This is a genomic window from Mesorhizobium sp. M0894, from assembly GCF_040319725.1.
Classification (GTDB): Bacteria; Pseudomonadota; Alphaproteobacteria; order Rhizobiales; family Rhizobiaceae; genus Mesorhizobium.
This window is the reverse complement of record NZ_JAMYOG010000007.1, coordinates 115015-127635: the sequence shown is the minus strand read 5'-3', so window position 1 is coordinate 127635 and position 12621 is coordinate 115015. Positions and strand designations below refer to the sequence as shown.

Here is a 12621-nt window from a genome sequence, read left to right as displayed (position 1 = left end):
CCGTACCCACAAACCGCCAAATCGGCCCTCAGACTAAGACCGGACCGAGCCTCGGGCCAGTAAATACTCCAGGAACGGAACAAAGTACCGCCGGTGGGCATTAACATCCGGTTTTCGAGGCGGTTCCAATGGCAAAACGATCACCTGAGATAAAGCCGGCCAAGCGAATCCTGTTGCCCTCGCCGGATCTGACCAAGTTCCCGGTATCTGAAAACATCCCGCCTCGCCTGCTCGCGCTCGCGGAACGGTTGCAAGAGGTCCTGGCCCGCCATTTTGCGGAAGTCCGCGCCGACAGCCGTAAATTCCGCAGGAAGAAGGAACAATGAGGTGCGCGACCTGCAAGGCTTGCATATCCTGATCGTCGAGGACGAATGGATGCTGGCGGGCGATCTTGCACGTTACTTCAGCAAGATGGGCGCCGTCGTGCTTGGCCCAGTGGCGACGGTCGAACAGGCATCGAAACATACGGACGAGGCGGAGGCCGCGATCCTGGACGTCAATCTCAACGGACGACGGGTATTCCCGATCGCCGACGAGTTAATGCGCCGTGGCGTGCCGTTCGTGTTTTTCAGCGGCGACGAAGACATCGTTATTCCTGAGCGCCTTCGCTATGCCAGCAGCCTCAGAAAATCCTCGGACGGCCAAGCTGTCTTCGATGCTCTGTTCCCAGCCGAGACGCCTGCATCGAAAGGAGGCCGAGCGTCGGAGCCCTCGGACGACGTATTTTCGCTGCTGCCCAAGCTCAGGCTCGCGGCGCGCCTGCTGCTGGGAGATGTGGAGGCCTCCGACCGGCTGGTCGAGCGAACGCTCGAACAGGCCATCGGCGAAATCGACAAGAGACGATCCGGTTCCTCCACGGAAGACTGGCTCAACGGCATCATGCGAAACATCGTCAGGGCACGCGGGCCAAACCTGCTGCACTGACCGTGGCCGCTGTTTGCCGCGACCCTACTTCGGGCTGCGTTCGACGAATTTGTTGAAGCGGCTGGTCTTTCCGCCGCTGGTCTCATCCTGGAAGAGGAAGGCCAGTTCGTTCTCATCGAAGATCCTGAAGAACTCGTCCCATTCGACAGGCTCGAACGTCTCTTCAGGCTCGCCGAAGTCGATGCGCAGTATGCCGCCCTCGCCCTTGGTGCGCACCACCGCCGGTCGCCCGTCGCGGTCCTCGGCCCAACGGCGGATTTCGTCGTGATCGGTGGTCGTCTTGGATTCAGACATCGCAATCTCCCTTCGATTCCACCGCAGGCCGCGAGATCTCCCGCGTTGCTCCGGTCTGCCTCCACACAACCAGCAGATGCATTGCTGCCCGGCATGTGCGGGCGGTTGGTTGATTATGGCTCCTAACACCAAGCGCGCTTCGATGTTCCCGTGCCCAGCCCAAGGCGGGTCGCTTTCGGAGCGCAGCGTTCCGGGAACTTTGTTGAAGCAAGGGAACAAACCTTTCGCCCGGAAGTTTGGGGCGGCAAAGCCATTCGTATGAGGAGTTGTCGTGAAACGTATACTGGTCACGGGAGGCTGCGGTTTCATCGGCCGCCACGTCGCCCAGGAACTCGTTGAACATGGTTATGGGGTTTCAATTCTCGATGCGCTGCTGGATCAGGTGCATGGTGGCGAGGCAATCAGCCTGCCGCCAGGCGCCAAGCTGATCAAAGGCGACGTTCGCGATCGCGACGCCATCGCAGAGGCGGTCGAAGATGTCGACGCGATCATTCACCTGGCGGCTGAAGTGGGCGTCGGCCAGTCCATGTACGAGATCGCCCGCTATGTCGGCGCCAACGACCTCGGCACCGCCACGTTGCTGGAAGCGCTGATCAAACGCCCGATCGAACGTATCGTCGTTGCTTCGTCGATGAGCGTCTATGGCGAGGGTCTCTATGCCACGCCGGACGGCCGGCGCATCGACAATGCAAGACGGCAGCCGGACGACATCCGCAGCGGCCAATGGAATCCCCTGTCGCCGGAAGGTGAAGTCCTGTCGCCGTTGCCCACCGACGAGCAAAAACCGGTCGACCTCGCGTCGATCTACGCACTGACAAAATACGCCCAGGAACGCGCCGTACTGATCTTCGGCGAAGCCTATAGCGTCGACGCGGTGGCGCTGCGCCTGTTCAATGTCTTCGGCGCCGGACAGGCGCTCTCGAACCCGTATACCGGCGTCCTGGCGAACTTCGCCTCCCGCATCGCCAATGGCCAGCGGCCGCTGATTTTCGAGGACGGCGAACAGCAGCGCGATTTCGTGCATGTGCGCGACGTTGCCCGCGCCTTCCGCCTGGCTCTGGAACAGCCCCAGGCGCGCGGCCACGTCATCAACATCGGCAGCGGTCGGGCCTACGCGGTCAGCGACGTCGCCCGGCTGCTCGCCGAAGCCATGGGCGTGCCTGGCCGCCAGCCGGAAATCCTCGGCAAGGCACGCTCCGGCGATATCCGCAACTGCTTTGCCGATATCTCGAAGGCGCGCGAACTGCTCGGCTTCCAGCCGCAGCACCGGCTGGAGCATTCGCTCGGCGATTTCGTCGCATGGGTGCGCAACACCGTCGCCATCGATCGCAGTGCCGAGATGAAGCGGGAACTCGAAGCGCGAGGGCTGGTATCATGAGACCGGAGTCACCCGATTTTCGCGAAGCGCCCATCGCCATTATCGGCGGCAGCGGCTTTATCGGCTCCAACCTCGCCGACAGCCTGTTGTCGGATGGCGAACCGGTGCTGGTCATCGACAACCTGAGCCGTCCCGGCGTCGAACAGAACCTGGAATGGCTGACGCAAAAGCACGGCAGCCGTGTGACCATCGAAATCGCCGATATCCGCGACGCAGAGGCGCTCGCGCCGCTGGTGGCGCGTTCGAAAGCGGTTTTCCACTTTGCCGCGCAGACCGCCGTCACCACGAGCCTGGTTCGGCCGGACGAGGATTTCGACGTCAACCTGCGCGGAACGTTCAACGTCCTGGAAGCCGCTCGCCGCAGCGGCAAACGCATCCCCGTCGTTTTCGCCAGCACCAACAAGGTCTATGGCCGCCTCGCCGACCTCGCCATGGGCGAAGAAGACGGCAGATACGCGCCTCGCGACGCGGCCATCCATGCGCACGGCATCGACGAGACGCGCGGCCTCGATTTCTGCACGCCCTATGGCTGCTCCAAGGGCGCGGCGGACCAGTATGTCCTCGACTACGCCAAGTCATACGACCTGCCGACGGCGGTGCTGCGCATGAGCTGCATCTATGGACCGCGCCAGTTCGGGACGGAGGATCAGGGCTGGGTCGCCCACTTCCTGCTTAGCGCCTTCTCCGACCGGCCGATCACCATCTATGGCGACGGCAAGCAGGTGCGCGACATCCTCCACGTTGCCGATGCGGTCGCGGCCTATCGCGCCGTGCTCGACCGGATCGAGGAAATCAGCGGCCAGGCATTCAATCTCGGCGGCGGACCACAAAACGCCGTCAGCCTGCGCATGCTGCTGAAGGAGATTCGCGACATAACGAAACGTGACGTTCCGATCCGTTACGACCGCGAACGCACCGGCGACCAACCGTTCTTCGTCGCCGACACACGCGCGATCGAGGCGGCGCTGGGATGGAAAGCGCACGTCCCGTGGCAAAACGGCATCCGCGACCTCGCCGACTGGCTGCAGCGTCATCGCCTCGACCCGCATCCCGAACCGGCGAGGTACGTGGCATGAGGGTCGCTCTGGTCAATCCGTCCTGGACGTACCAGGACAGCATCTATTTCGGCTGCCGCCAGCCGCATCTGCCGCTCGAACTCGGCTATTCGAAAGCGCTGCTCGAAGCTGCCGGCCACGAGGTGCTGATGCTGGACGGGCAGATCCAGAAGCTCGACAACGCCGCGCTCGCCGATCGCGCCGCCGCATTCGAGCCTGACATAACCGTCGTCAGCACCGCGCCGACCTACCTGTTCTGGCGCTGCGCACCGCCCGAGTTGCGCGTGCCGGCCGATTTCCTCAATCATCTTGCCGGGCGCGGCGGTCGCACCGTCGCAGTCGGGCCGCATGGCTCGGCGACGCCGACGCCGACTTTGCGCAAGCTTGGCGTCAACATTGTCGTGCGCGGCGAATGCGAGGAAGTGGTCGCGGAACTTGCCCGGCGCGACGACTGGACTGCGGTGCCGTCCACCGCCCATTTCGAGGATGGAGAACTGGTCTCGAACGGCGGCGTGCATGCGAGCTCGTTCATCGATCACCCGCCGCTCGAATGGCCATCGGACTGGATTGCCGCGCATTCGCACCACCATCACCGCTTCGACGACAACCAGGTCGGTTTTGGCGCGGAGGTCGAGGCGTCGCGCGGCTGCCCGTATAATTGCAGTTTCTGCGCCAAGATCGATTTCCGCGATGCCTATCGCCGCCGGAACCACGAAGCAGTGATCGCCGAGATCGACCGGCTGATCGCACAGGGTGTCGGCTACATCTACTTCATCGACGAGATCTTCCTGCCGCAAAAGGCATTGCTGGAGGCGCTGGTCGATCGCGATGTGAAGTTCGGCGTGCAGACCCGTATCGACCTCTGGAAGCCGGAATTGCTGAAGCTGCTCGGTGCCGCCGGCTGCGTCTCGATCGAGGCGGGCCTCGAAAGCCTGACTGTGGAAGGCCGCGCCATGCTGGCAAAACGCTGCCGTTTGGGCACCGAGGAGTTGGCCGCGCTGCTGGTCGACGCAAGGCGCCACGTGCCGTTCGTGCAGGCCAATCTGATCGGCGTGGTCGAGGACGATCCCGCGCTCGTCGATTATTGGCGAAAGCACCTGATCGACAACGGCGTTTGGGCCAACGAACCGGTGCCGCTCTATCCTTATCCGAGTTCGCCGAGCTACCGCGAACTTTGGGGCGAGCCCGACGACCTTGCCTGGGAGCGCGCGCATGAACATTACCTCGCATCCTTCCGAACGTTCAGCGACATCCAGGAGAAGCGGCCGCGTCCGCTGGCCGAATTGGAGGCCACATGTTGCGGACACTGAGCCCGCCGCGTCGCATACTGATGACCGTCGATGCCGTCGGTGGCGTCTGGCGCTATGCGCTCGATCTGGCCGGGCAACTGGTCGCCGGCGGCGACAGCGTCGTGCTTGCCGGGCTTGGTCCGGAACCGTCCAGGCAGCAGGCCGAGGAGGCCCAGTCTTTCGCGGCGCTGACATGGCTCAACACGCCGCCGGACTGGATGACCCGCAGCGAGCACGTTCTCGACACATTGCAGCAGGAGCTGCGCCCACTCATACGTGACTACGCTGTCGACGTCGTCCATCTCAACGCGCCGACGCAGGCGGCGGCGCTCGACGTGCCCTGCCCCATCGTTGCGGTATCGCATTCCTGCGTCGTGACATGGTTCCACGCCGTCAAGGGACAGGCGGCGGACGGCGAGTGGGCCTGGCAAAAGGACCGTAACCGGCGCGGTTTCGACAAAGCAGGCATGGTCGTTGCACCGAGCCGCAGCCATGCCGACATGCTCGAAACCTGCTACGGGCCGATCGCGCGGCTGAGCGTCGTCGGCAACGGCGCACGGCCGGGCGCGAAGGGCGAAAGGCGGGAATCGGTGGTTTTCGCCGCCGCGCGCTGGTGGGATGAAGGAAAGAACGCGGCGGTGCTTGACCAGGCCGCCTCCCTGACGCAATGGCCGGTCTTCGTCGCCGGTTCGCTGCAAGGGCCGGACGGCCAGCATGTTGGCTTCAGCCACGCCGTTCCCGTCGGGCCGGTACCACACGAGGAAGTGCGCTCGCTGATGGCGCGGGCCGGCATTTTCGTATCGCCGTCACTCTACGAACCGTTCGGCCTGGCCACGCTGGAAGCCGCAATGTCGGCGACGCCTTTGGTGCTTGCCGATATCTCGACCTACCGCGAATTGTGGGACGGGGCGGCCATGTTCTACGACGCGCGCGATCCGGGCGATCTCGCCAGATGCATCAATGGTCTTTGCAGCGACACGCAGCGCCGGCGAGAACTCGGTGAGGCAGCCGCCCGCCGAAGCCGCAGATTTTCATTGGCAAGACAGGCGACCGCCATGCGCGGCGTCTACGACAAGGCGGCCCTGGCCACCATGGCGGATAGTTGATTATGCGGTTTTTATTCTACACCCATTCGATCGTTTCCGACTGGAACCACGGCAACGCACATTTCCTGCGCGGCATCATGCGCGAGCTGGTCGCGCGTGGGCACCAGGCGATTGCGCTGGAGCCCGCCGACGGCTGGAGCCGGTCGAACCTGCTGGCCGAGAAAGGGTCCTTCGCGATCGAGCGATTCCGGAAAGATTTTCCGGAGTTGATGACGGTCACCTATGACGCCGCCTTCGACCACGAAGCCTGGATCTCCGATGCCGATGTGGTGATCGTGCACGAGTGGACCGCGCCGGACCTTGTCGCGCGGCTGGGCAGGGCGAAAGCAATTGGCGGCCGTTTCACGCTGCTGTTTCACGACACGCACCATCGCGCCATCTCGGCCACGCAAGCGATTTCCGCCTTGCAGCTTGAACATTATGATGGCGTGCTCGCCTTCGGCGAGGCGCTGCGGGAGAGCTATCTTCGCGCCGGATGGGGCAGGCGGGTCTTCACCTGGCACGAGGCAGCCGATGACCATCTGTTCCAGCCCCATCCTGAAATCGACCGTAGCGCCGACCTGATCTGGATCGGCAATTGGGGCGACGACGAGCGCAGCACCGAAATCAGGGAGTTCCTGGTCGATCCGGTGCATGAACTTGGCCTGAGCGGCACTGTCCACGGCGTCCGCTATCCACGCGAGGCGCTCGCCGACCTCGCCGCCGCCGGCCTGCGGTACGAAGGCTGGATCGCCAATGCCGACGTGCCGAAGGCATTCGCGGCGAACCGCATCACGGTTCACATCCCGCGGCGTCCATATCGCGAAAGCCTGCCCGGCATCCCGACCATCCGCATGTTCGAGGCACTCGCCTGCGGCATCCCACTTGTTTCAGCACCGTGGTCCGATGTCGAACGTCTGTTCAGGCCCGGCACCGATTTCCTGTTTGCAAACACCGGCTTCGAGATGCGGCATCATCTTCGCACCGTGCTGCGTGACGCGGATCTCGCCGCATCTCTGGCGACATCGGGCCTCGAGACGATCCGCTCACGGCACACATGCCGGCACCGGGCGGATGAATTGTTCGGCGTGCTCGCCGAATGCGGGCGCCGCCAAGCCGCCGACACGATCCTTGCAACGGAGGCCGCCGAATGAAGATCGCATTTTACGGGTCAAGCCTGCTGTCGTCCTATTGGAACGGCGCGGCCACCTATTACCGCGGACTGCTCAAGGCCCTGGCCAGGCTGGGCTATGACATCACCTTCTACGAGCCGGACGTCTACGATCGCCAGAAGAATCGCGATATCGAGGCGCCGGACTGGTGTGCCGTCGTCGTCTACGAGGCCGCCCCGCATGCGCTCATGCAGGTGGCGCCGCGAGCGGCCGAGGCGGACATCGTCGTCAAGGCGAGTGGCGTCGGTTTCGAAGACGACGCGCTGTTGCGGGCGGTGCTCGATCACGCCCGTGCCGATGCGCTGACCGTATTTTGGGATGTCGATGCGCCGGCGACGCTTGGCCAGTTGCGCGACGAGCCGGATCATCCGCTGCATCGGGCGCTGCAGGAAATCGACCTGGTGCTGACCTATGGCGGCGGCGATCCCGTGGTCTGGGCCTATCGGGCCATGGGGGCCGCCGAATGCGTGCCGATCTACAATGCGCTCGATCCGGAAACGCATCATCCGGTCGGCAAGGATAGGCGCTTTGCCTGCGATCTCGCCTTTCTCGGCAATCGGCTGCCGGACCGCGAGGCACGCGTCGAGGCTTTCTTCCTCGATCCGGCCAGCCGCCTGGCCGATCAGCGCTTCCTGCTCGGCGGATCGGGCTGGGGCGACAAGCAGATGCCCGCCAATGTCCGATGGCTCGGCCATGTCGGCACGCGCGACCACAATGCATTGAACGTCACGGCCAAGGCGGTGCTGAACATCAGCCGCGACAGCATGGCGGCCAATGGCTTTTCACCTGCGACGCGCGTCTTCGAGGCGGCGGGTGCCGGCGCATGCCTCATCACCGACGACTGGCTCGGTGTAGACCTGTTCCTGAAACCCGGCGAGGAAATCCTGGTCGCGCGCGATGGCGACGATGTCGCCGAGATCATGCAAAGCCTTAGCGCCGAACGGGCCAAGGCGATCGGGGCATCTGCGCTTCGGCGTGTGCTTGGCGAACATACCTATACGACACGGGCCGTTTTGGCCGACGCCATTTTCAGGCGCCATTTCGAGCGCCCGACCGTGGAGGCTGCGGAATGACAAAGCCACTCGACATCGTCTTTCTTGGCCTGTCGCTCTCCTCATCCTGGGGAAACGGCCACGCCACCACCTTTCGGGGGCTGCTTAAAGGTCTCCACGAGCTCGGCCACCGCATCACCTTCCTCGAACGCGACGTGCCGTGGTACGCAAGTCACCGGGATCTGCGCGATCCCGATTTCTGCGCCTTGCGCTACTATGAAACGACCGATGATCTTCGCCGCAATTTTGCGCGCTGCCTGCGCGAGGCCGATATCGTGGTCGTCGGCTCCTTCGTTCCGGAAGGCCCTGAAATCATTGAGGTCGTGGCGTCGCTGTGCACGGGTCAGTTCTGCTTTTACGACATCGACACGCCGGTTACGCTGGTGAAACTTTCAACCGATGATTGCGAGTACATTGCCAGGCGGCAGGTCCCGTATTTCGATGTCTATTTCTCGTTCACCGGCGGACCGACGCTTGCCCGTCTGACGGCTGAATTCGGCGCGAGGCGGGCCGAGCCGCTCTACTGCTGCGTCGACCCGGAACGGCATCACGGAACCGGTGATCCAATCCGCTGGGATCTCGGCTATCTCGGCACCTACAGCCCCGACCGCCAGGCGACGCTGGAGGCGCTGCTGTTCGAGCCGGCGCGTCGCATGCCGGAGCGCCGCTTCGTCGTGGCCGGCTCGCAATATCCGCGCGAAATTGCCTGGCCGGACAATGTCGATCGCATCGAACACCTGCCACCGGCAGATCACGCAGTCTTCTATAGCCGCCAACGCTACACGTTGAACGTCACGCGCAGTTCCATGATCGCGGCCGGATGGTCGCCCAGCGTGCGCCTCTTCGAGGCAGCCGCCTGCGGCACCGCGATCATCAGCGACTGCTGGACCGGATTGGACAGCCTGTTTCCGGAGCGGACAATCCACACGGCGCGCAGGACCGAGGACGTGATCGGCATCCTGTCTGGGGAATCCGACGGTGCCCGGCTTGCCATGGCCAGGCAAGCGCGCGCGCTCGTCCTGGCAGCCCACACAAGCACCGCGAGAGCCCGCGAATTCGTTTCGCTGCTGGCGCGGGCCAAATCGCCACGTTCTGCTCTCGATCTGGATGTCGAGAGTGCAGCATGACCCGCAGACGGGAGAAAATAGAGATGCAGCTATCAAGAAAGGCGGAACGGACCAGGACCGTGCTTGTCGCCGGCGGCGCAGGCTTCCTCGGTTCGCATCTTTGCGAGACATTGCTCCAGGCCGGCTGGCGCGTGATCTGCGTCGACAATTTCCTTACCGGCCGCATGGAGAACATTGCATCGATCGCCGATCGTCCGGATTTTCGGCTGATCAAGCAAGACATTTGCCGGCCCTTGGAGCTTGGCGAACCTGTGGACCGCATTTTCAACATGGCGTGCGCGGCCTCGCCACCACGCTATCAGGCCGACCCGGTCCACACGACGCGGACTTGCGTTATCGGGACGCTCAATCTGCTGGAGCTCGCCGCCCGCAACGGCGCCCGCTTCCTGCAGGCGTCCACCAGCGAAGTGTATGGCGATCCAGAACAGCATCCGCAAAAGGAGGACTATGTCGGCCATGTGAACTGCATCGGCCCCCGCGCCTGCTATGACGAAGGCAAGCGCACCGCCGAAACCTTGTGTTTCGATTATTTGAGAATGGGAAAAGCCGATATCCGCGTCGCGCGCATCTTCAACACCTATGGTCCCAGGATGGACCCTGCGGACGGACGGATTGTTTCCAATTTGATCGTGCAGGCACTCGAGAGACGGCCGCTGACGATATTCGGCGACGGGCTGCAGACCAGGTCGTTCTGCTACGTTTCCGATCTGGTCGACGGCTTGATCCGGTTGATGGAGGTCAATCCCAGCCCGCACCAGCCGGTCAATCTCGGCAATCCGGGGGAGTTCACCATCCTGCAGTTGGCGGGCCTGGTGAGGCGCATGACCGGAACCGGATCGGCCTTGAAATTCCTGCCGCTGCCGCAAGACGATCCTCGTCGTCGGCAACCCGACATTTCCCGTGCAAGGAAGCTTCTCGGCTGGTCGCCAAAAGTGCCGCTCAGGCAAGGTTTGATGCATACCGTCAGCTATTTTGCCGAGCTTGAGGCGACGCAGACGGTCGACAGAAGACGTCGAATTGCCGCCAGCATGCGTTCTGCATCAGGCCGGCTGCAAAACCTGCCGGCCTGACGGCAGTATTTGCCACGTTCCCTCGGAGATCACGGTCGTTTCGCGCCGATCGTCGGTCACTTTTTCTCGTCGCGGGAACAACCCGTCCAGCTTCCGGTTCGGCCAGGATACCGGCATGGAGACGATTTGTGCATCCAAAGCGATCCGCCAAAGACATCGAGCAAATGGCCGCAAGAGAGACGGCTGCCTTCCTGCGGCGGGCCTCCATCACCTATCTGGAATGTTGCGTGAGCCTGATGCTGACGCATCTTCAGCGGGAAGAGGTAGCGGCCATCCTCGAAAAGGAAGCGGATATGCTTCGCCGGCTGGACTGATCCGGCTCGAAGGGCCGCAGGTGCCCTTGGTTATCCAGGAACCGAAGCAACATCGCCGTATAACGTCTTGCCGCGGCCGCCAGCCGGATCTGTTCCCGATCATCGCCAGATCGTGCAGCCATGCTCCACAAGCCAAGCTGGAAGGCGAGATAGCAGGGCCCGTAGTAGTGGACCAGATTGGCATCGACGGGACGGGAGGCTCTCACTTCCACAGCCTTGCAAAGCGCCGCAGTCGCCGCGCCGGAGAGGCTGTATTCGACGCGGGCGCCGGCAATGTCCCAGGCGATGTCCTGACAGCCGACCAGATCGTGCGACCGGCAATGGTCGAGGGCGTCCGTCTTGATCAGCGTTCCGCCGCGCGAAAGGATGAACTCCCAAGGATGAAGCCGCCCGTCGATCTCGACCCGGTGCATATTCTTGGGTGGAGCCTGTGTCGAAAACCAGTTCTGCAGCTCCGCCGCGCGGCTTTCGCCCAGCGCCTCATTTGTATTCCGCACGGCCATGTCGGCAAGCACCTCCAGCGAGGCGCCCGGCTCGGAGGCGGGCAGATTGGCTGCACGCCAGGCCAGATAGCGCGCGAGACGAGCGACCACTCTTTCTTTCGAATGCCTTGCCCGGTCCACAGTTGTACCGTCGATCCAGCGTTCGACGAGAAAGCCATGGCACAGCCCGGCGACTTCCGGACCAAAGCCTGCATCGTGCAGCCTCCTGGCGGTCTCGGCCTTGTGCATTCCGATTTCGCCGAGGCCAACGAACTTGACCGACCATTTTTCCCGGCCCGCAGAAGCGAGAAACTTTCGCCGTTCGAAGCCGCGGTGAACGGGTGGCCAATGATCCTTCGAGTAATAGTGAAAGCGACGCCACTCTCCGCCGGATGTTTCCGTCAGGCTGACCGCTGTGCTGCCGATCGTCCGGGCTACCCAATTCCGCAACGTCGGGACAGCGGATCCAGCGGGGAAAGTCCGTTCGAAATCCGCGGTGTGTTTTTGGCAAACCCTCCATGCCTCACGACTGTCCGCCGAAGCCTCGGGACCCGGGCCACCCAAATGGCTTGGGAACAGATGGATGCGCCCGGCATCGATGCCTAGCCCTTGCAGCCATGCGACCACGGCGTGGAACGAGCTGCCGGACAGGCCCGGGCCTTCGTCGACGATGGCAAAGCGGGCCGACGGCTTCGTCATCCAGCCACCGATCAGCTCCGGATCGGCGGCAAGCCGCCTGCGAAACGGGTGGCCGGTCGGACGGACGCTGACGGGTGCTGGTGCGCCGATGGCTGCAGCCACCATCGCTGCAAGCCCCAGGCCGATGCTGCGGATGCCGATTACGCATGTGTTCGCATCGAGACCCGACTGCCGCGCGGCGACGAAATAGCTCTCCGGATAAAGCGCGTAATGGGCGTAGCCCTCAGCCGTGCCGGTCAGAATGTCGCCATCGCATTCGAGTTCGGCCAACATTCGCGGCACGTCAGCATCGACCGGGCCATCGATCGTGAATCCGGCCTCCCACGATCTACCCACGTGCCGGGCCAAGCCAACCAGCAGGTTTGCGCCCGCGATCCGCTGTCGGGAATTCCTGTCCGCGCCGTTGGCCTCGAATTCAGCATCGGCAAGGCCCTGGACCAGTTCCGAGGCCGTGATGAACAAGCCGACCAGGGCTGCGTGGCGTTCGATCCCACTTGGCATGTCGGCAATGTGCTCGGCCGCTTTGCACGCTGAGCCGCGAACATGTTGCGCACTCTGCATTCGCTTGTGGTCGCCATAGACGATCATTGTCCCGTCCCGGTTGGCCTCACCCTTCGCTGCACAACTCGGCGGGCGCTACTTTGATCCACTATCGGTTGCACGATTTTTGCAGCCGGCAA

General features: G+C 63.3%; 12 protein-coding genes. 10 read left to right on the top strand and 2 right to left on the bottom strand.

Annotated features, from left to right (window positions below; all coding sequences use genetic code 11):
- The first annotated feature begins 128 nt into the window (after positions 1-128).
- Positions 129-326, top strand: a complete 198-nt coding sequence (locus tag NKH91_RS15920; protein ID WP_352638956.1) for a hypothetical protein — start codon at positions 129-131, stop codon at positions 324-326.
- 1 nt (position 327) lies between these two features.
- Positions 328-924, top strand: coding sequence for a response regulator (locus tag NKH91_RS15915; protein WP_352638955.1), 597 nt, complete (start codon positions 328-330; stop codon positions 922-924).
- Positions 925-948: 24 nt separating this feature from the next.
- Here NKH91_RS15915 and NKH91_RS15910 read toward each other — a convergent pair whose 3' ends face one another.
- Positions 949-1218: a hypothetical protein gene (locus tag NKH91_RS15910; RefSeq protein WP_352638954.1), complete on the bottom strand. Its 270-nt coding sequence runs from the start codon at positions 1216-1218 to the stop codon at positions 949-951.
- Positions 1219-1489: 271 nt separating this feature from the next.
- Between NKH91_RS15910 and NKH91_RS15905 the strand changes: the two genes are divergently transcribed.
- From NKH91_RS15905 to NKH91_RS15870, 8 genes are read left to right on the top strand one after another with little or no spacing between them, the layout of a single operon-like run.
- Positions 1490-2596: an NAD-dependent epimerase/dehydratase family protein gene (locus NKH91_RS15905; protein WP_352884737.1), complete on the top strand. Its 1107-nt coding sequence runs from the start codon at positions 1490-1492 to the stop codon at positions 2594-2596.
- Complete coding sequence (locus NKH91_RS15900; RefSeq protein WP_352884739.1) at positions 2593-3672, top strand: NAD-dependent epimerase/dehydratase family protein; 1080 nt, start codon at positions 2593-2595, stop codon at positions 3670-3672. The genes NKH91_RS15905 and NKH91_RS15900 overlap by 4 nt, the downstream gene beginning before the upstream one ends.
- Entirely contained in the window at positions 3669-4961 is a 1293-nt protein-coding gene (locus NKH91_RS15895; protein ID WP_352638950.1) for a TIGR04295 family B12-binding domain-containing radical SAM protein, read from the top strand. The genes NKH91_RS15900 and NKH91_RS15895 overlap by 4 nt, the downstream gene beginning before the upstream one ends.
- On the top strand, positions 4946-6046 hold the full coding sequence (locus tag NKH91_RS15890) for a glycosyltransferase family 4 protein (protein ID WP_352638949.1): 1101 nt from the start codon (positions 4946-4948) through the stop codon (positions 6044-6046). Before NKH91_RS15895 ends, NKH91_RS15890 begins: the two co-directional genes overlap by 16 nt.
- Positions 6047-6048: 2 nt before the next feature.
- Positions 6049-7179 carry a CgeB family protein gene (locus NKH91_RS15885; RefSeq protein ID WP_023716626.1) on the top strand — a complete coding sequence of 377 codons (1131 nt, stop codon included), beginning with the start codon at positions 6049-6051 and terminating at the stop codon, positions 7177-7179.
- Positions 7176-8270 (top strand): CgeB family protein, encoded by a 1095-nt coding sequence (locus NKH91_RS15880; RefSeq protein ID WP_352638948.1) that lies wholly within the window; start codon positions 7176-7178, stop codon positions 8268-8270. The genes NKH91_RS15885 and NKH91_RS15880 overlap by 4 nt, the downstream gene beginning before the upstream one ends.
- Positions 8267-9376: a CgeB family protein gene (locus NKH91_RS15875; protein WP_352638947.1), complete on the top strand. Its 1110-nt coding sequence runs from the start codon at positions 8267-8269 to the stop codon at positions 9374-9376. The genes NKH91_RS15880 and NKH91_RS15875 overlap by 4 nt, the downstream gene beginning before the upstream one ends.
- A 23-nt stretch (positions 9377-9399) precedes the next feature.
- Positions 9400-10446: a UDP-glucuronic acid decarboxylase family protein gene (locus tag NKH91_RS15870; protein ID WP_352884741.1), complete on the top strand. Its 1047-nt coding sequence runs from the start codon at positions 9400-9402 to the stop codon at positions 10444-10446.
- 250 nt (positions 10447-10696) lie between these two features.
- On the opposite strand, the gene NKH91_RS15865 is transcribed toward NKH91_RS15870, so the two are convergent.
- The gene (locus NKH91_RS15865) at positions 10697-12529 is read right to left on the bottom strand and encodes a hypothetical protein (protein ID WP_352884742.1); all 1833 of its coding nucleotides are present in this window, start codon (positions 12527-12529) and stop codon (positions 10697-10699) included.
- Positions 12530-12621: the final 92 nt, after the last annotated feature.

What these genes read in the sequence shown, in the direction of transcription:
- NKH91_RS15880 (WP_352638948.1), top strand. Translation starts at nt 7,176, where the DNA reads ATGAAGATCGCATTTTACGGGTCAAGCCTGCTGTCGTCCTATTGGAAC.
- NKH91_RS15910 (WP_352638954.1), bottom strand. Translation starts at nt 1,218, where the DNA reads ATGTCTGAATCCAAGACGACCACCGATCACGACGAAATCCGCCGTTGG.
- NKH91_RS15895 (WP_352638950.1), top strand. Translation starts at nt 3,669, where the DNA reads ATGAGGGTCGCTCTGGTCAATCCGTCCTGGACGTACCAGGACAGCATC.
- NKH91_RS15890 (WP_352638949.1), top strand. Translation starts at nt 4,946, where the DNA reads ATGTTGCGGACACTGAGCCCGCCGCGTCGCATACTGATGACCGTCGAT.
- NKH91_RS15920 (WP_352638956.1), top strand. Translation starts at nt 129, where the DNA reads ATGGCAAAACGATCACCTGAGATAAAGCCGGCCAAGCGAATCCTGTTG.
- NKH91_RS15870 (WP_352884741.1), top strand. Translation starts at nt 9,400, where the DNA reads ATGCAGCTATCAAGAAAGGCGGAACGGACCAGGACCGTGCTTGTCGCC.
- NKH91_RS15885 (WP_023716626.1), top strand. Translation starts at nt 6,049, where the DNA reads ATGCGGTTTTTATTCTACACCCATTCGATCGTTTCCGACTGGAACCAC.
- NKH91_RS15875 (WP_352638947.1), top strand. Translation starts at nt 8,267, where the DNA reads ATGACAAAGCCACTCGACATCGTCTTTCTTGGCCTGTCGCTCTCCTCA.
- NKH91_RS15865 (WP_352884742.1), bottom strand. Translation starts at nt 12,529, where the DNA reads ATGATCGTCTATGGCGACCACAAGCGAATGCAGAGTGCGCAACATGTT.
- NKH91_RS15900 (WP_352884739.1), top strand. Translation starts at nt 2,593, where the DNA reads ATGAGACCGGAGTCACCCGATTTTCGCGAAGCGCCCATCGCCATTATC.